Genomic DNA, 17,317 nt, shown 5'->3' on the forward strand with positions numbered 1-17,317 from the left:
CCCAAAGGGATCAGCCTAGCCACTGGACGGTTTTTACTCCGCCCGCACCAGCATTATGCCGGCGCTCCATGGCCTAATTTGTCACCGCCGCGCACAAACCATTCCTTACCTGATTGAGATATGCATATGCGAGCCAAGAGAACCGTGCTCCACACAACAACTAGCGAGATAGTTGTTAGAATTTCTGACATTCCTTCCCCCGGGTGCCAACAGAATGTGTGTGCTCTAAACCCAACGCTCCTGTTTAACAAGAATGAATAGGCCTCGACCGACCACGGAGTTACCTTCGCGAATCTCATCGCCATATAGTTAAAGCCAAGGCGTGGCATGCACCTGTCAATCGAGTCACGGTGCACCCGGCTGCGTCCGGTGTATCCCAACCATATCTGACCCTACGACTTGGCGGGCGTCGACAACGGCCTCAAAAATTCCACTACGTAGGCTCGACTGCGATGCCGCCGGACTAAATGAGGACTTTTCCAGCCTTCACAATTAAGGTGACAGCCGATGACCTGAGACCCAGATCTCCTCCGGTTTGGGAGAGAGTCCTAGGTTTTGATTGACGTGCTCCCCGATTTTGGACCGCCCGGCTGGGGGAATTTCCCGGGGGTAGCACTCACGGCGGACCGGATGCGCCGGAGGCATTCATGAGCGATATCGGCGGCTTGTTACCGATGGCGCTGTGAGGACGAACCTCGTTGTAGTCTCGACGCCATTCCTCCATTTTCTGACGGGCGTCGTCAAGGGTCAGGAACCAGTGCTGGTTCAGGCACTCGGCGCGGAACTTGCCGTTGAACGACTCGATATACGCATTGTCCGTGGGCTTGCCGGGCCGTGAGAAGTCCAGGATCACGTCTCGCTGATAAGCCCACAGATCGAGGTCTCTGGAGATGAATTCGCTTCCATTGTCCACCCTGATCGTCTTGGGATAGCCAACCTCCCGGCAGACCCGCTCGAGCGTCTGCACAACGTCTTCACCCCGGTAGCTGAATCGCGGATCCGTCGCCGGCGCATAGCGGGAATGGGTGTCGACGATGGTCAGGATGCGCAGCTTCCGGCCGGTGGCCAACTGGTCATGCACAAAGTCCATCGCCCAGACCTGGTTGGAGTGGGTGGCATCGGTTCTATCCTCCCGCAGCTTGGCCTTTACACGCCGCTTAGGCGTCTTGTTGCGCAGTTGCAGCCCCAACTCGTTGTAAAGCCTACGAGTTCGCTTCATGTTGATTGGCCATCCTTCGCGCAAAAGCAGGACATGCACCCGCCGGTAGCCGTAGCGAACCCGCGTCTCGCAGATCTGCTTGATCCGATGCTTGAGATCGGCCTGCTCACCGCGCTTCGACTTGTAGGTGTAAAGGGACCGGTCGATCCGCAAGGCATTGCAGGCTTTGCGGATCGAGACCTTCCAGACGTCCCTTAACTCATCGACAAGCTGGCGCCGGCGGGCAGGCCTCAGAGCTTTTTTGCCAAGACGTCCTGCAGCATCGCCTTGTCCAGCGACAGATCCGCGACGATGCGTTTGAGCTTGGCGTTCTCTTCCTCGAGCTGCCGCAGCCGCTTCACCTCGGACGGCATCAGACCAGCGTAGCGCTTGCGCCAGTTGTAGAACGTCGCCTCGGATATCCCGATCTTCCGGCACACCTCGCCGATCGCCGTTCCGTCCTCAGCCTGCTTCAAAACAAAGGCGATCTGCGCCTCCGAAAACTTCGATGCCTTCATCGGATTCTCCATATCCCGGTCGAGGGATCATAACTGGAAAATCCCAGCCCAAAACGGTCCGAATTACTGGGAGCACGTCATCATTTCTGGCCTCATCGTGCGAGCGTCGATAGGCTACAAAAATTCAAATCGCGCCTCACGGACAAAGTCCGGGAAATTCACTCGCCATCCGGGAAGATTATAACCAGCGTGAGCGTAAAGATAAGCCATGCGGCCAAATTCGCGCTTCGCCACCTGGCCAGCTTCCGCTATGCACCAGACGATCATTTCATGCTCTGCTGGTCGGTCGTAACAGCCTTCACGCCATATCGGGGAAATCCAGACGTTCGCCAATTAATGCCTCACATTGAACGGAAAGCGCCCTCCGATGCCGAGCGCGAAAGGAACCGCCTTTCCGCGCCGTCCGTCCGGCAGGGCCGGCAGAGAAGGGCCGTTCACATGCTGACAATCCCCAAGGGTTTCCGGGTCAATAGTGTGGTTATCGATCCGGCAGATCGGCCTGCGCGAATTGCCTTTGTTGAGAAAGTCATCGCCAAAATGAGAGAGAGGATGACCCCATGATGAATATCGTAGTGGCTTTGGTTTTGGCGTGGGTGTCGGGAGGATTGTTTTTTATTCGAAGCGCGACAACTGCCGCACCAAACTCCAACTCCGACGCGTTCCTATCGGGACTTCGACGGGCCGAGCCTGCCGCCGTGGTGGCTTTGGTATTCTTCATGGCGGTCTGGCCGGCGGTGTGGATCGGCGCGCATGTCAGAAAACTAGTAGGCTAACCGGGGAAAATTGAACCCGGTTGCAACGAAATCGACAAAATTATCAATAAAATCAATGCTTGGCTGCTTTGAGCAGAGCTGACAACTACGATCTTACATTGGACAGGCTCAAAGCGGCCAGTGCGACCGTGGCCCATCTTGTAGTCGAAGACGAGGTGTATGCGCCGATATTTGCTAGGCTCGATTCGGAGATAACTGCCGAAGAGGCGAGGGCCGATGTTGTCGCCCACGCCCGTGCAATTGTTGCAAGACTTTTTCAGATCAGTGGGATTTGTAATTCCAACACCGGTTCCAACTTTCGGCTATAAATCATTGTTTTCATTAAATTATTATGTATGAAGTTGGTTCCCCGTCGTCCGCACCATTGCCAATCAGGCAATATGGTGGAGACGCAAGGCAGCCGGCACAAGACCCCTTTGGCGTTAGCCCTTTACCCTTGCGCCGAGCATGCCCTGCGCCCCCGGCATGTTTTGCCAGAATCTGGATCGCGGCGCCACCTAAACGCATTCTTAATCTTAGCCGCTAACGTTAATATTACCGGCGCGCGAGGGCGTGTTTCTTCCAATTGGCGAAGAATCCGCAAGATGGGTGCATGGTCAATCGTCCTCGACGAAGACCTCTTCGCGCTTTTTCTGGATGCTGGGCAGGAACACGACCACCAGCACGGCAACCGATATTGCCAGCAGGATCGCGCTGATCGGGCGCGTGACAAACGTTGTCGCGTCGCCGCGCGCCAGGATCATCGCCCGGCGCAGGTTTTCCTCCAGCAATGGCCCAAGCACGAAGCCGAGCAACAACGGTGCCGGTTCGCAGCGCAGCTTGAGCAGCACGTAGCCGAGCAGGCCGAAGAAGGCGACGGCATAGAGGTCGAAGACGTTGGAATTCACGCTGTAGACGCCGATCGAGCAGAACGCCATGATGATGGGAAAGAGCACGTAGTAGGGGATCGTCAGCAGCTTAACCCACAGGCCGATAAGAGGCAGGTTGAGCACGATCAGCATCAAATTGCCGATCCACATCGATGCGATGATACCCCAGAACAGGGCGGGCTGCTCGGTGGCCACATTGGGGCCGGGGACGATACCCTGGATGATCATCGCGCCGATCATCAGGGCCATCACCGGGTTGGCCGGGATGCCCAGCGTCAGCATGGGAATGAAGGAGGTCTGGGCGCCGGCGTTGTTGGCTGATTCAGGACCGGCAACACCTTCGATGGCACCTCGGCCAAATTCCTCGGGGTGTTTCGAAACGCGCTTCTCGACGGTATAGGAAGCAAACGAGGCCAGGATTGCGCCGCCGCCGGGCAATATGCCCAGCGCCGAGCCAATCGCCGTGCCGCGGATGATCGGGCCTATCATGCGCCGGACATCGTCGCGTGACGGCAACAGGCCGCTGACCTTGGCCATCAGGACGTCGCGGCCCTTTTCGTTCTCAAGGTTTCGCAGGATCTCGGCGATGCCGAATACACCGACTGCGACGGCGACGAAATTCAGGCCGTCGGAATACTCGCGGATGCCGAGCGTGAAGCGCGGTGTTCCGGAATAAATGTCGGTCCCGACCAGGCCGAGCAGCAGGCCGAGGACGACCATGCCTAGGGCCTTGATGATCGAACCATGCGCCAGCGCGATAGACGACACAAGGCCGACGACCATGAGCGAGAAATACTCTGCCGCGCCGAACTTGAGCGCGATTACCGTCAGTGGCGGTGCGAAAAGCGCGACCAGGAAGGTCGACACCGTGCCTGCGAAGAACGAGCCGATGGCGGCAATCGCCAGAGCAGCACCAGCGCGGCCATTGCGGGCCATCTGGTAGCCATCGATGGCAGTGACCGCCGATGACGATTCGCCCGGCATGTTGATGAGGATCGCGGTGGTCGACCCGCCATACTGAGCGCCGTAATAGATGCCCGAAAGCATGATCAGTGCCGACACCGGGTCGCCGATCTGGAAAGTGATCGGCAAAAGCATGGCGATCGTGGCGGTGGCGCCGATGCCGGGAAGTACCCCGATCAGCGTGCCAAGTATCACCCCGATCAGGCAGAACAGGATATTCCAAAGGGTTGAAGCGGTGGCGAACCCGAGCGCCAGATTGTTTAACAGATCCATCGGTTTGCCCTTAGAATCTCGTCCATGGGCCAAACCGCTGGAACGGCAGTCCGAGGGCGTAGCTGAAAACGACGACTGCAAAGAGGGTCAACCCGGCCGAGAGCAGCAACGCGGTCAGCGGCTTCATTCTCTGGCTGGCGAAACCCGCGATCAGGCCCGTCAGGAAGATCGACGGCACGAAGCCCAATCCGCGCACGGTAAGGCCGAAGAAGATCGGCGCAGGCAATATAAGGAAAATGCCGCGCCAGGCGATGTGTCCGATAGGTTCGCTTTCCGTCTTGATGGCGCTGAGAAAGACGATCACGCCGAGCAGGATCAGCAGGATCGCAAGGAGAAGCGGGAAATAGCCCGGCCCCATGCGGACCGCCGTGCCAAGGTCGAGACCGAGCGACTGGGCGGCAAAGAAAATGCCGAGCCCGATGAAGAACGCCGCACACAGCCCGTTGGTCTTGTCGATGGAGAAGGACTTCATGACAGTTCCCGTGCACCAAGTGACTTAAGGCTTTGAATTCACGGTGGCGGCGGAAGGCTCGCTCGGAGCCTTCCGCCTGGACCATTAGTCCGCGTATTGGCCAGCGGCCTCGATCACCGGCTTCCAGCGGGCGATCTCGCTCTCTACCTTCGCCTTGAGCGCTGCCGGCGTCGCATCTTCCTGTGAGGACGGTGCGGTGCCCAGTTCTGCAAAGCGCGCAGCGACGTTTTCGTCCTTCAACGCGAGTTGAAGCGACTTGGAAAGCCGGTCGACGATCTCGGCAGGGGTGCCTTTCGGAGCATAAAGGCCGTGCCAGATGGAAACTTCCATGCCGTCGACGCCGGCTTCCTTGGTGGTCGGAACATCCGGCAGGACGTCGAGCCGTTGCGGCGCGGTGACGGCATAGGCCTTGATGGTGCCAGCCTTGATCTGCTTGGTCGTATTGGTCGTCTGGTCGCACATGATGTCGACCTGGCTACCGAGCAAGTCGGTCATCGCCGGACCGGTTCCCTTGTAGGGCACCGTGACCAGAGGTGTGTCGATCGCGCTCATGAACAGCATGCCGCAAAGGTGGGATGCCGCACCAATGCCGGCATTGGCCACAGTCACGGTATCCTTGTTGGCCTTCGCATATTCCACCAAGGACTTGAAATCAGTCGGTTCGAGATCCTTGCGGGCAACGATCGTCATCGGCACTTCGGTGACGAGGCCGATATATTCGAAAGCGTTCAGCGTGTCATACGGCAGTTTGCGGTAGAGCGTAGCACTGGTCGCCATGCCGATGTGGTGGAGAAGCAGCGTGTAGCCGTCAGGGTCGGCCTGGGCCACGCGCCCGGCACCCAGCGTACCGCCGGCACCGCCGACATTCTCGACCAGCACCTGCTGGCCAAGGTCTTTCGACATGGCTTCGGCGACAAGACGGGTGACCGTATCGGTCGGACCACCGGCCGAGAACGGCACGACAACTGTGATCGAGCGCTCAGGGTAGGTTTGGGCACCAGCGAAAGATGTGCTGAACGAAAGGGCGGCGACCGCGCCAAGCGCGGCAATAAGCTTCTTCATCGAGATCCTCCCAGGACTTTCAATTGCCATCCGGGGCGAACGGACTACTTCATCCCCAATGGTTGGGCACATTAAGCGAAGCTGAATTATACCGCTGCAAACCCAAATTGGCCAAGAAGGAGCATTTCTCGGGTGTCTTTCGGCGGACATGGGTAGAAAAAGTGACATTCGCGGCAAATGCATGTGTGAGAATCCACACACATGACGGGGCTCTCTAGTCCTGCGGGAGATCGTAGCCGGAGAGGTTCTTGTCGAGGCCGTAACGGCGCATCTTGTCGTAAAGCGTCTTGCGGGAGATCCCCAGCGATTCGTAAACCGCTTTCAAGCTGCCGCCATGGGCAAGCAGGCTCCCGGAGATGACGCTTTTTTCGAAATCCGCCACCCTGTCGGCGAGCCCCGATAGTGCGGCGCCGGACAAAGCGTCCTCATTCATCCTCTGATCGATGCCAAGCACATATCTGTCGGCGGCATTTCGCAGCTCGCGAACGTTTCCCGGCCATTCCTGGCGCGAGACATCGGCGATCACATGCGGCGGGACGTCGATCTCTTCGAGACGATAGCGCGCCGCCGCCTCACGGACGAGTTGGAGAAAGAGCAGCGGAATGTCTTCGCGCCGGGCTGCCAGGGGAGGCAAGCGCAATGTGACGACGTTGAGCCGATAAAGCAGGTCCGGACGGAAGCGTCCGGCTGCGACCTCAGCTTGCAGATCCGCCTTGCTGGTGGCCACGAAACGGACATCAAGCGGAATTGATTCATTCGAGCCAAGCCGGGTGATGACGCGCTCCTGGATAACGCGTAGCAGCTTGATTTGAAGGTCATCCGGCATCATGCCGATCTCGTCGAGCAATATGGTGCCGCCGCGTGCATGCTCGAATTTTCCGTAACGGGACCGGATGGCGCCCGGAAAGGCGCCGGCCTCATGGCCGAACAATTCGCTTTCGATCAGAGCGGCAGGCAACGCAGCGCAATTGATGGCCACGAAAGGTTTGCTGGCGCGCGAACTGATGTCGTGCAGGGCGCGTGCCGCTACCTCCTTGCCCGTTCCGGTGTCGCCGATAATCAAGACATCGGCGTCGGTTGCGGCAACCGCTCGCAGCCTATAGCGAAGGTCGATTATCGCCTGGGTGCGGCCGGGCAGGCGGGCCTCGATATCGTCGCGCTTGCCAGCAACGGCGCGCAATAGTCGGTTTTCGAGGATCAGGCTGCGCCAATCGAGTGCGCGCCGCACGACTGCCGCAAGATTCTGCGTGGTAAATGGCTTCTCGATGAAATCGTAGGCGCCTTCGCGCATCGCCTTGACGGCAAGCTGGACGTCGCCATGACCCGTCGTGATGATGACCGGGATGTCCGCATCGATTTCGTGGACACGGCCCATGAACGTCATGCCGTCCATGCCAGGCATGCGGATGTCCGTCACGACGATACCGTTGAGGCCCGGATTGATCAGATCGAGGGTACGTTCGGCGCTGGCCAGATCGCGCACCTTGAAGCCCGACAGGTCCAGCGATTGTGCGGTTGAACGGCGAAGCTCGTCTTCGTCATCGACCAGCAGGACAAGCGGCTGCTTCATTCCGCAGCCTCATGGGTGAGCGCGTTAGCCGCTGCAAGCTCGATGCGGAAAACGGCGCCGCCATCGGAATGATTCTCGACGGTGAGACTTCCGCCGAAATCCTTGATGATATTGTAGGAAATCGACAGTCCAAGGCCAAGGCCCTTGCCGACGCCCTTGGTGGAAAAGAAGGGGTCGAATATGCGCCCCGATATGGCCTCGGGAACGCCTGGGCCGTGATCGCGAACGGTGATCTCGACGGTGTCGGCATTGTGCCGCGCTGTTAGCTCGATCGTGCGGTCGGTCAGGCCCTCTACGGCGTCGGCTGCATTGGAGATGATGTTCACGAGCACTTGTTGAAGGCGAACGCTGCCGGCACGCACGGTGAGGGGTTCGACGCCGAGATCAAGGATGACCTCCGCATCCGCGGCCGTGAGACGCCAGCCCACGATTTCAAGCGTGTCGTGAACGACTTCGTCCAGATGGACCAAGCCCAGCCGTTCATTAGGCTTGCGAGCGAAGTTCCTGAGATGCCGGCTGATCGAAGCCATTCGATCCGTCAACGCGAGGATGCGAGCGACGTTGTCGCGTGCCTCTGCTATCCGCTTGCGGTCGATCAGGATCGCGGCATTGTCGGCATAGGTCTTGACCGCAGCGAGCGGCTGGTTGAATTCATGCGACAAGGCCGCCGACATCTGCCCCAACGCGGCAAGCTTGCCTGCCTGGATGAGATCGTCCTGTGTCTTGCGCAACTGCAGTTCCGTGGCTCTGCGCTCGGTTACTTCGAGTTCAAGCTGGCTGTTGACGGAAGCGAGGTCCGCGGTGCGCTCTTCGACACGCTGCTCGAGTTGCTCGCGCGCTGTGCGTTGCAGTTCCATGCGTTCGGCAAGACGCGCACGGCGCTGAAAGACAACGGCCCCCAACAGCGCTGCTAGGCCAAGCAGGAGCAACGCCGCCAGTACGCTGGTGATGGCCTGGGCGCGTGCGGAATTTGTGTCCAGAAGCACGCTGACCGTCCAGCCGGCTTCCGTCATGGGTTCCTCGACAACGAGGTACTCCCGCGCGGATTTCTCGGCTTCGATGTTCATGAGTTGGCGCGCGTTCTGAAAACTGGCGCGCACGACAGGAAGTTCCCGCAACGGCGCGTCGGCGTACCGCCGTGAGATCGCGGTCCTGGCCAGTCGATCCGGCGTCAGGGGCAGAAGGCCGGAATAGAGCCATTCAGGCCGCCCGGACATGAAGATGATGCCCTCCGGATCGGTGACGACGATCTCGTATTCGTCCGATTTCCACGATGCTTCGATCGGCTCGATATCGACCTTGAATACGACCACGCCACGAATTTTGCCGTCGATGCGAACGGGCGAAGAAAAATAGTAGCCACGTTTCAGTGATGTCGTTCCAAGTGCGAAGAACCTTCCCTGCTTGCCCTTGATCGCATCCTGATAATAGGGCCGGTAATTGAAGTTCTCACCGACAAAACTCAACGGCGCATCGTAGTTGCTGGCGGCGATCGTGAAGCCACCGGTCAGCATGACGTAGATATCCGATGACTTCAGAAGCCCGTTGATTTCCTTAAGATATGTGTTGGCCCTGGCCCGCAGCGAAACGTTGGCCGGGTCGGCAACAAGGGCCTGGATATCGTCGTGGTCGGCTATCAGCGCCGGCAAAGGCTCGAAGCGGCTCATATGACCGCGCAGCGCGGCTACGGCCAGCCGCAATGTCGTTTCGCCGCGCGTTGCAGCCTGGTCCAGATAGGCGCGGGTGGCAAAAGCGTTGCCGAACACGGCAATGACACCAGCAATTGCGAGCAGTGCCAGTCCGAGCAGGATCGCGCGTGCCTTTGAAACTGCCCTCATCGCATTGCCACCCGGAATTCCGGCCGTTTGTTCCCTTGGGCTCTACTATACCGTGCCGGACTTGCGCACAATCGGCGCCGGATTGGTCCTAGTTGCCTTGGACAACCACGTTCAGCACCTTGAATGGCGTGGTGATGACGATATCGGCAACGGACCCAACAGCCTGACCAATTCCTCTCCCGAGATTGCTGACCGGTTGCCCGAAGTCTTCCTCGGGAGAGGCCAACCCGGCCGGTGTCTGCAGGCTGGTTCCCAGCAACTGCACCAGGATGGGGTTATCGGCGAACTTGGCGTGGTTCAGGCGGTTGGCCGACTTGGCCTGCGTCAGGTCGACGACGACGACGCCGTAGCTTGCGAGGTCTGCCGCATCTCCGTAATCGCCGACGCGCGGCTTGTCGCCCGAGATCAGGCTGGACAATTTCAACGCCCGGTCGTCATCGGACAAAAGAATGGCGAATGGCTTGTCCGGCTTGCCGTAGCGGATCATCTGCTTCTTGAAGACATCGACGTCGATGTCGGGGGAGGCGAGGACGACATAGCCGAGCTTGCCGCCGAGATCCCGGTCGCCGGTGATCGCCAGTTGGCGCAGCGCCTCCATCGTCACCCACGTTCCCATTGAATGGGCGATGATGTCGATGCTTTTTACTTTGGTTTTGGCTAGCATGCGCAGCGTCGCTTCGAGATCGTCGCGGGCGGCGTTGGCGCTCTCCTTGTCATAGATGTAGCCGGTGGTCTTGCCGCTGGACGCCCACGAAAACAGGACCGGCGTGCCGGTGTAGTTGGTATCCTGCGCGATCTGCGTGATGCGGTAGATGCCGTCGTCGAAACCATTGTTGAAGCCGTGCACGAAGACAAGCACGCGCTCGTCGCGACGCTGGATATCCGCGCCGACCGCCTGAGCGAATTGCGGCGCGCCTTCGTAGAAGGTGACGCTGGAGGCAGTGAAATGCTTGGCGGGGTCGGGTGACGCCGAGCCTTTGGGGCGTTCGATATTTCCGACCTTGTGCGTCTTGGGAATTGTAATGTCGACACTGGCAAAGCTTGTCGTCAAGGAGCGATCGCCATCGAACACCTGGCGTGGCTCCGTCATCGCCTTGTTTCGTGTCGTGGCGACGAAAATCTGATGTGTTGCGGCGATTTCAGAAGCGGGCGCGGTGACGGCAGTCTTGGCGAGGAGATCGTGGGAACGCGGCCCGGCGCATCCAGCGACAAACAGGGCCAAGGCAACGAGGGACAATACCTTCAAGCGCACGGTACGTCGCTCCTTGAACTGGGGTGGGGACCTTGGGCGCTCCTGCTCAGCGCGTGGTAACCGATTATCGTTAGATCGGACTCCAGGTCCAGTCCCTAAAGAAGACCGGCCTGAATCTGCCGGCTAAGCTGATTTATGCGATCGGTCACGTCTCGGTCGCTGGCAAAGCCGTCGTCCTCGCGAAGCCGTTGGCCAAGCATCTTCACCATTGTGGGGTTGTCGGCGAATTTGTTGTGGTTGAAGGTGTCCATGCCTTTTGCCTTGGAGAGATCGACCACGGTGACCCCGTAGTCGGCAAGGTCGGCGGCGTTCTTGTAGTCGCCGACGCGCGGGCGCGACCCTGCGATAATGCCCGACAGGCGCAACGCCCGGTCATCGTCGGACAAAAGCAGGATGAACGGCTTGTCCGGTTTGCCGTAGCGGCGCATCTGGCTCTTGAAGACGTCGACATCGATGTCGGGCGAGGCCAACACCACGTCGCCAAGCTTGCCGCTCAGGTCGCGGTCGCCGGTGATTGCCAGTTGCCGCAAGGTTTCCATCGTGACCCATGTGCCCATCGAATGGGCGACGATGTCGATGCGCCGCGCGCCGGATTGTGCCAGCAGCCGCAGTGTCACCTCGAGTTGATCGCGCGCCGCGCTGGCGCTTTCCTTGTCGTAAACATAGCTGGTGGTCGACCCTCCTGAAGCCCAGGAGAACAGGACCGGCGTTCCGGGATAGCCGGAATCGTGCGCGATCTGGGTCAGGCGGTAAACGGCAGCGTCAAAGCTCGTATTGTAGCCGTGGACAAACACCATGACGCGGCCGCCGCGCGCGGCTATGTCGGCATTGAGGGCTGCGGAGAATTCCGGCGCGGTATCGTAGCCGATCGCCTCGGACGCCATGAAATATTTTGAAGGATCGTCGGATTTGCCACGCTTGCGGCGTTCGATCTGGCCGACCTCGTGGATCTTCGGCACCGTGACGTTGACCCGCGCGTAGTTCAGCGTGGCTGAACGTTCGCCGTCGAAAACCTTGCCCGGATCGCTCGCATGCTTGCGCGTCGTGGCAATGAAGATCGAATGGTTGCCGGAAATGTCTGCGACGGATGCCGTGACCATGGCGCTGCCGAGAATTTCCTGTGGCTGGCGGCCAGCACAGCCGGTAACCAGAAGCGCAAGGGTGATAGCGAAGATGGTCTTCAAAGGCACGTCAAATTCCATTTGATTTCAGGCGTGAACGATACGGGACACCGTCAGCCCGCTCTCCCCACGTGGAGAGTGCGGCGGAAGTAAGTCGATCCATATCGAAACCGGCATCGGGCGGGCGGGAACTGTCGCGGTGTTGCGCAAATGCCAAAATGGCGGCAGGAACGATTGCTCCAACAACCGGAACCAGACCATGACCAATTTTGCCGACAGGGTCGCATCCGCTGCGACAGCCATACGCGGGATATTCCCGGAGACGCCCTTGCAGCAGAACGACTATCTGTCGCGCAAGTTCGGCGCGCGCATCCTTTTGAAACGCGAAGACCTGACGCCGGTGCGCTCTTACAAAATTCGCGGCGCATTCAATTTCTTTCGAAAGACGCTCGCCGCCGGCAACGAGGCCGAATTGTTCGTCTGCGCATCGGCCGGCAATCACGCGCAGGGCTTCGCCTTTGTGTGCCGCCACTTCGGGCGCAAGGGCGTGGTGTTCATGCCGGTGACGACGCCTCAGCAGAAGATCGACAAGACCCGGCTGTTCGGCGGCGATTTCGTGGAGATCAGGCTGGTTGGGGATTTCTTCGACGATTGCTATCGCGCGGCCCTCGATTTCACCGACAGTGCCGGCGCCCACATGGTGCCGCCCTTCGACCATCGCGACATCATCGAAGGCCAGGCGACGGTCGCCCATGAGATATTCGCCCAGATGGCGGGAGCAAAAAACCCGGATATCGTCATGCTGCCTGTCGGCGGCGGCGGCCTTGCTGCCGGCATCACCCAATATTTCGCGAGCATGGACAGGCCGACGCGCTTCGTCTTTTGCGAGCCGGCGGGGGCGCCAAGCCTCAAGAGCAGCGTGGGCGAGGGCAAGCGCGTGAAACTGGCCAAGGTCGACAATTTCGTCGATGGCGCGGCGGTCGCAGAGATTGGCCGCGAGAATTTTCGACTCCTGAAGGATTTTCCGGCCGATGCGATAAGGCTCGTGCCTGAAAACAGGCTGTGCGCGACGATGATCGAAATGCTGAACGTGGAGGGCGTGGTGCTGGAGCCGGCCGGTGCGCTGGCGATCGACGCGCTGAAGGATTTTCCGAAGAAGGAAATCAAGGGCAAGACGATCGTGGCCGTGGTTTCGGGCGGCAATTTCGATTTCGAGCGGCTGCCCGATGTCAAGGAACGGGCGCTGCGCTTCGAGGGATTGAAGAAGTACTTCATTATCCGCTTTCCGCAACGGCCCGGCGCGCTGCGCGACTTTCTTGAAATGCTCGGCCCGGAAGACGATATCGCGCGCTTCGAATACCTCAAGAAGTCTGCGCGCAACTTCGGTTCCGTGCTGATCGGCATCGAAACCAAGGACAAGCGCAATTTCGACCTGCTCAAGGCAAAGTTCGACGCCGACGGGGTGCAGTATCAGGATATAACCGACAACGAGACGCTGGCAGCCTTCATCATATGAGCGGCAAATCTGAGCGGCATGTTTTCATCGTGTTGTTTCGTGGCGTCGGTGGGGCAACGCAATTGCCGACGGCGCCTTTGAGGAAGGCGTTGGGCGAAGCCGGCTTTGGCGACGTTTCGACTTATATCAACAGCGGCAATGCAATCCTGTCCTCGACGCTGGGGTCGAAGCAGACACATGCGCGGATAGCCGAAATCGTCAAGCGCAAGTTCGGCTTCGAAAAGGACGTCATGCTGGTCGAACGCAACCACTGGCAGCGCATCATCAGGGAAAATCCATTTCCGGATGCCGGGAATCAACCGACCACAATGCATGTCTTCGTGCTGGCAAAAGCGCCTGATCGCGCGGCGGTGGAAGCCTTGTCGGCGCGCGCCGTTGGCGGGGAACGCCTGGAGGTCAGAAACAACGTTCTCTACCTGCATGTCCCCGACAGCTTCTGTGTTTCGAAGCTGCCGCCGGTCATCGACCGTGTCCTTGGGACGGTCTCGACCGCACGCAATTGGCGCACGGTGCAGGCTCTTGGAAAAATGGCCGCTGAAGTCGGGTAGGGCGTGCCCTACCAGGTTCCGGTATTGGCCATGGAGGCCCACGGCTCGACCTTGGGCTTGGCCGGACCCTTCTGCAACAGTTCAACAGAGATGCCGTCTGGTGATTTGATGAACGCCATATTGCCGTCGCGGGGCGGACGGTTGATGGTGACGCCCTTTTCCATCAGGCTTTGGCACGTCGCGTAGATGTCGTCGACTTCGTAGGCAAGATGGCCGAAATTGCGGCCGCCTTTGTAGTTCTCAGGGTCCCAGTTGTAGGTGAGTTCGACGAGTGGCGCCTTGTCGCTGACGCCGGTCTCTTCGTCGTCGGGCGCGGCAAGGAAGATCAGCGTGTAGCGCCCTTGCTCGCTCTCGAAACGGCGCACTTCCTTGAGGCCCAGCTTGTTGCAGTAAAAATCGAGCGAAGCATCGATGTCTCCGATACGGATCATGGTGTGCAGATAGCGCATGGGGTTCTCCTGGCAGGTCGCCGCTAACATAGGCAGGGGCTCGGCGGGCTGCAACTGGAACGGCGCTGGGCAAAATCGGCGACACTCTGTGGCCGTCAAGATGAACCGTGAAAAAAGGCACGTCAGGTCTTGCGCATTCTCGAAGAGGAAATGTTATCCTCCGTTCAAGAATCAGTTGCGGTATTTTCGACAAGAGGGGGCATTCTTATGGGGGAAAAGGCCTCTTTCGCGGAGCAGGACGATATCCTTGGCGAAGCAGCCAAGCGCGACGAAGGCATGGATTCGGCGGACCTCACCGAGGTTTCGGGCGCCATCAAATGGTTCGACGTAGCCAAGGGTTATGGGTTTATCTTGCCCGATGACGGCACTTCCAGTGACATTCTTCTCCATGTGACTTGCCTCAGGCGCGACGGCTTCCAGACCGCACTCGAAGGTGCCCGGGTGGTCTGCCTGGTCAAGCAGGGGGAACGGGGGCTGCAGGCGTTCCGCGTCCTTTCCATGGACATTTCGACGGCTATCCATCCTGCCGAAATGCAGGAACAGCGCACGCACGTTACCGTTACTCCGCAAAGTGGCCTGGAGCGGGCTCTGGTCAAGTGGTTCAACCGCACCAAGGGCTTTGGTTTCCTGACGCGCGGCGAGGGCACGGAAGACATTTTCGTGCACATGGAAACATTGCGCCGCTATGGCGTGACGGAACTGCGGCCGGGGCAGGTGGTGCTGGTGCGGTTCGGGCGCGGCGACAAAGGCCTTATGGCTGCCGAAATTCACCCTGATATGGGTACCTTGCCGGTTTCGCACTAGAGCGCGTCGCGATCTTTCAGATTCGCTGGCGCGCTCTAAGTACCTGTTTTTATGCATGTCGTTATCCCGAAACCGGTCCCCACTTGCGGGCGACAGGCATTAGGCGTTGCCGGATCGAGGGCCGTAGAATGATCGCAAAGCTTTGGCCGGTGGCGGGTAAGGTTTTGGCCGCATGTGCCGTCATGCTGGCGGCCTTGATTTTCCTGTATGTACCACAAACCAGTTCGGCTGATGGGCAAGCCATGATGCTGCCTGTCGATGAGGCCCCGCTGGTGGCATCGACGCCGAATGGAGAGCGTGTGTTCTCCGTCGAGATTGCGGATGAAACAGCGGAGCGGGCAGCGGGCCTGATGTTTCGTGAAACCATGCCCGACGATCGCGGCATGCTGTTCGTTTTCGAGGAAACCCGGCCAATCGGCTTCTGGATGAAGAACACGCCGATGCCGCTCGATCTGATTTTCATCGGACCGGACGGCAGGGTCAAGGCAATCATGCCCGGCGAGCCATATTCGGAGGCTGCCATCTCGCCCGGCCAACCTGTGCGCTATGTTCTTGAACTCAAGGCAGGCACGGCAGCAAAGCAGGGAATTTCAGATGGGGTTCTGGTAAAACATCCCCGGATTGTGGAGTCGCCGTTGCCGAGTGAAGCACCGTCCGGCAACGGCAATTGATGCCGACGGGATATTTCGATGCAGTTCTTCAACCACGATGGATTCGATTTCGCGTTTCTTGACCGCGAGCCGGCGAAAGGGAAAGGCGATCCTGTCCTGCTCATTCACGGGTTCGCGTCGAGCCACTACGTGAACTGGGTTTCGCCCGGCTGGTTCAAAACGCTCAACGATGCGGGATACCGCGCGATCGCGCTGGACAACCGCGGCCATGGCTCATCGTCGAAAAGTTACAACGAGGCCGACTACACGCCGGACAAGATGGCATCCGATGCAGCGGCGCTGCTGAAGCATCTCCACATCGAACGCGCCCATGTCATGGGCTATTCGATGGGCGCGCGCGTGTCGGCTTTCCTGGCGCTGGCGGAACCGGACAAGGTTGCCACGCTGGTGTTCGGCGGTCTGGGCATCGGCATGGTGGACGGTGTCGGCGACTGGGACCCCATCGCTGCAGCATTGCTGGCAGACGATCCGTCGAAGACAAGCCACCCGCGCGGGCGGTCTTTCCGGGCGTTTGCCGACCAGACCCGCAGTGACCGGCGGGCATTGGCTGCCTGCATCACCACGTCCAGAGAACTGCTGACGGATGAACAAATGGCGCGTATTAGCCAGCCGACGCTCATTGCGGTCGGCACAAAGGACGACATCAGCGGTTCGCCTGATGAGTTGGCGGCGCTGATGCCGCGCGCTACGGCATTCCATATCGAAGGCCGCGACCACATGCTCGCAGTTGGAGACAAAAGCTTCAAGCAACGAGTATTGGAATTCTACGCCGAGAACCAGCTTTAGAAAATGCTGACAAAATACAGAAACTAGGTGTCTTTTCCTTTGAGAGATGCCAGCGACCGCTCAATGTTGGCACGGGCCCGGTGCTCTAGCCGGACGCGAAATTCCTCGCTGTGGTAGATGTAGGGCCGATCAAGAAACGTGCGCAGCACCGCGCTTCGTCCGGCAATCCAGGCATCTTCCGGCACCCAGGCATATTCGCGGCGGATCGCCGCTTCATAGGCGTCGAAGACTTCAGGTGAAGCTCCAAGGATGGACAGATCCATGTCGAGGAACAGGGCTGCATCGCGCACGGCGTCGATATTCGCGAAGACTGGCACCTCATGCATTGCCGTGGCAAGAATCATGGCGGCGACGCGAGCCATCCGAGCTGGCTGCAACCGGTGAGCAAGGAGCTGCCGGGCGAGTTCCGCACTCCTTGCCTCATTGTCTTTGGCTCGGCTGTCATAGATCGCGTCATGAAACCAGATTGCCGCCTCCACCGCCTCTGGGTCTGACAGTTTCGAGCGGCATTCCACGGCCAGCGCCAGCAGTGCCTCGATATGCGCGAGGCCGTGGTAGTGACGGTTCTCATCCCGATAAAGCGCGGTCAATTCGCGTTTTGTTTCTTCATCGATTGGATGTGAAGTCGCCATTG

General features: G+C 59.3%; 17 protein-coding genes. 7 read left to right on the forward strand and 10 right to left on the reverse strand.

Translation table 11 applies throughout. From position 1 onward, the window contains the following. Positions 1 to 616: 616 nt before the first annotated feature. Positions 617 to 1,716 (reverse strand): IS3 family transposase gene (locus ASD64_RS03290; protein WP_156459988.1). Its coding sequence is split into 2 segments (ribosomal slippage): positions 617 to 1,464 and positions 1,464 to 1,716, totalling 1,101 coding nucleotides; the frame shifts between segments, so codons are not numbered across the junction. Between the two features lie 189 nt (positions 1,717 to 1,905). Here ASD64_RS03290 and ASD64_RS20875 point away from each other — a divergent pair. Then, positions 1,906 to 2,277: a hypothetical protein gene (locus ASD64_RS20875; protein ID WP_156459989.1), complete on the forward strand. Its 372-nt coding sequence runs from the start codon at positions 1,906 to 1,908 to the stop codon at positions 2,275 to 2,277. Further along, positions 2,274 to 2,489 (forward strand): hypothetical protein, encoded by a 216-nt coding sequence (locus tag ASD64_RS03305; RefSeq protein WP_056100678.1) that lies wholly within the window; start codon positions 2,274 to 2,276, stop codon positions 2,487 to 2,489. Before ASD64_RS20875 ends, ASD64_RS03305 begins: the two co-directional genes overlap by 4 nt. A gap of 596 nt (positions 2,490 to 3,085) precedes the next feature. On the opposite strand, the gene ASD64_RS03315 is transcribed toward ASD64_RS03305, so the two are convergent. From ASD64_RS03315 to ASD64_RS03345, 7 genes are all read right to left on the reverse strand, one after another. Further along, a complete protein-coding gene (locus tag ASD64_RS03315) occupies positions 3,086 to 4,594 on the reverse strand; it encodes a tripartite tricarboxylate transporter permease (protein ID WP_056100684.1) in 1,509 nt (502 codons plus the stop codon). Positions 4,595 to 4,604: 10 nt separating this feature from the next. Continuing rightward, positions 4,605 to 5,066 (reverse strand): tripartite tricarboxylate transporter TctB family protein, encoded by a 462-nt coding sequence (locus ASD64_RS03320; RefSeq protein WP_056100687.1) that lies wholly within the window; start codon positions 5,064 to 5,066, stop codon positions 4,605 to 4,607. 84 nt (positions 5,067 to 5,150) lie between these two features. After that, positions 5,151 to 6,128 carry a tripartite tricarboxylate transporter substrate-binding protein gene (locus ASD64_RS03325; protein ID WP_056100689.1) on the reverse strand — a complete coding sequence of 326 codons (978 nt, stop codon included), beginning with the start codon at positions 6,126 to 6,128 and terminating at the stop codon, positions 5,151 to 5,153. Between the two features lie 214 nt (positions 6,129 to 6,342). Beyond that, positions 6,343 to 7,698, reverse strand: a complete 1,356-nt coding sequence (locus tag ASD64_RS03330) for a sigma-54-dependent transcriptional regulator (protein WP_056100691.1) — start codon at positions 7,696 to 7,698, stop codon at positions 6,343 to 6,345. Further along, a complete protein-coding gene (locus ASD64_RS03335; protein ID WP_082549840.1) occupies positions 7,695 to 9,536 on the reverse strand; it encodes a sensor histidine kinase in 1,842 nt (613 codons plus the stop codon). Before ASD64_RS03335 ends, ASD64_RS03330 begins: the two co-directional genes overlap by 4 nt. 88 nt (positions 9,537 to 9,624) lie before the next feature. Beyond that, positions 9,625 to 10,788, reverse strand: coding sequence for an alpha/beta hydrolase (locus ASD64_RS03340; RefSeq protein ID WP_056100694.1), 1,164 nt, complete (start codon positions 10,786 to 10,788; stop codon positions 9,625 to 9,627). Positions 10,789 to 10,883: 95 nt separating this feature from the next. Further along, entirely contained in the window at positions 10,884 to 11,990 is a 1,107-nt protein-coding gene (locus tag ASD64_RS03345) for an alpha/beta hydrolase (RefSeq protein ID WP_056100698.1), read from the reverse strand. Between the two features lie 178 nt (positions 11,991 to 12,168). Here ASD64_RS03345 and ilvA point away from each other — a divergent pair, with 178 nt between their 5' ends. Then, on the forward strand, positions 12,169 to 13,425 hold the full coding sequence (gene ilvA / locus ASD64_RS03350) for a threonine ammonia-lyase IlvA (protein ID WP_056101473.1): 1,257 nt from the start codon (positions 12,169 to 12,171) through the stop codon (positions 13,423 to 13,425). Further along, positions 13,422 to 13,973 (forward strand): DUF1697 domain-containing protein, encoded by a 552-nt coding sequence (locus ASD64_RS03355; RefSeq protein WP_056100700.1) that lies wholly within the window; start codon positions 13,422 to 13,424, stop codon positions 13,971 to 13,973. Before ilvA ends, ASD64_RS03355 begins: the two co-directional genes overlap by 4 nt. Before the next feature lie 8 nt (positions 13,974 to 13,981). On the opposite strand, the gene gloA is transcribed toward ASD64_RS03355, so the two are convergent. Next, positions 13,982 to 14,422 (reverse strand): lactoylglutathione lyase, encoded by a 441-nt coding sequence (gene gloA, locus ASD64_RS03360; RefSeq protein WP_056100702.1) that lies wholly within the window; start codon positions 14,420 to 14,422, stop codon positions 13,982 to 13,984. A 276-nt stretch (positions 14,423 to 14,698) separates the two neighbouring features. Between gloA and ASD64_RS03365 the strand changes: the two genes are divergently transcribed. From ASD64_RS03365 to ASD64_RS03375, 3 genes are all read left to right on the forward strand, one after another. Continuing rightward, on the forward strand, positions 14,699 to 15,226 hold the full coding sequence (locus ASD64_RS03365) for a cold-shock protein (protein WP_320410177.1): 528 nt from the start codon (positions 14,699 to 14,701) through the stop codon (positions 15,224 to 15,226). A gap of 128 nt (positions 15,227 to 15,354) precedes the next feature. Then, positions 15,355 to 15,897 carry a DUF192 domain-containing protein gene (locus tag ASD64_RS03370; protein WP_056100707.1) on the forward strand — a complete coding sequence of 181 codons (543 nt, stop codon included), beginning with the start codon at positions 15,355 to 15,357 and terminating at the stop codon, positions 15,895 to 15,897. 18 nt (positions 15,898 to 15,915) lie between these two features. Further along, the gene (locus ASD64_RS03375; protein ID WP_056100710.1) at positions 15,916 to 16,683 is read left to right on the forward strand and encodes an alpha/beta fold hydrolase; all 768 of its coding nucleotides are present in this window, start codon (positions 15,916 to 15,918) and stop codon (positions 16,681 to 16,683) included. Between the two features lie 23 nt (positions 16,684 to 16,706). Here the strand turns inward: ASD64_RS03375 and ASD64_RS03380 are convergent, their stop codons facing one another. Next, positions 16,707 to 17,315 (reverse strand): hypothetical protein, encoded by a 609-nt coding sequence (locus ASD64_RS03380; RefSeq protein ID WP_056100712.1) that lies wholly within the window; start codon positions 17,313 to 17,315, stop codon positions 16,707 to 16,709. Between the last annotated feature and the right edge of the window lie 2 nt (positions 17,316 to 17,317).

It is taken from the genome of Mesorhizobium sp. Root157 (assembly GCF_001427385.1).
Classification (GTDB): Bacteria; Pseudomonadota; Alphaproteobacteria; order Rhizobiales; family Rhizobiaceae; genus Mesorhizobium.

Coding starts and splice junctions, on each gene's coding strand:
- ASD64_RS03305 (WP_056100678.1), top strand. CDS start 2,274: ATGATGAATATCGTAGTGGCTTTGGTTTTGGCGTGGGTGTCGGGAGGA.
- ASD64_RS03315 (WP_056100684.1), bottom strand. CDS start 4,594: ATGGATCTGTTAAACAATCTGGCGCTCGGGTTCGCCACCGCTTCAACC.
- ASD64_RS03320 (WP_056100687.1), bottom strand. CDS start 5,066: ATGAAGTCCTTCTCCATCGACAAGACCAACGGGCTGTGTGCGGCGTTC.
- ASD64_RS03325 (WP_056100689.1), bottom strand. CDS start 6,128: ATGAAGAAGCTTATTGCCGCGCTTGGCGCGGTCGCCGCCCTTTCGTTC.
- ASD64_RS03330 (WP_056100691.1), bottom strand. CDS start 7,698: ATGAAGCAGCCGCTTGTCCTGCTGGTCGATGACGAAGACGAGCTTCGC.
- ASD64_RS03335 (WP_082549840.1), bottom strand. CDS start 9,536: ATGAGGGCAGTTTCAAAGGCACGCGCGATCCTGCTCGGACTGGCACTG.
- ASD64_RS03345 (WP_056100698.1), bottom strand. CDS start 11,990: ATGGAATTTGACGTGCCTTTGAAGACCATCTTCGCTATCACCCTTGCG.
- ilvA (WP_056101473.1), top strand. CDS start 12,169: ATGACCAATTTTGCCGACAGGGTCGCATCCGCTGCGACAGCCATACGC.
- ASD64_RS03355 (WP_056100700.1), top strand. CDS start 13,422: ATGAGCGGCAAATCTGAGCGGCATGTTTTCATCGTGTTGTTTCGTGGC.
- gloA (WP_056100702.1), bottom strand. CDS start 14,422: ATGCGCTATCTGCACACCATGATCCGTATCGGAGACATCGATGCTTCG.
- ASD64_RS03365 (WP_320410177.1), top strand. CDS start 14,699: ATGGATTCGGCGGACCTCACCGAGGTTTCGGGCGCCATCAAATGGTTC.
- ASD64_RS03370 (WP_056100707.1), top strand. CDS start 15,355: ATGATCGCAAAGCTTTGGCCGGTGGCGGGTAAGGTTTTGGCCGCATGT.
- ASD64_RS03375 (WP_056100710.1), top strand. CDS start 15,916: ATGCAGTTCTTCAACCACGATGGATTCGATTTCGCGTTTCTTGACCGC.
- ASD64_RS03380 (WP_056100712.1), bottom strand. CDS start 17,315: ATGGCGACTTCACATCCAATCGATGAAGAAACAAAACGCGAATTGACC.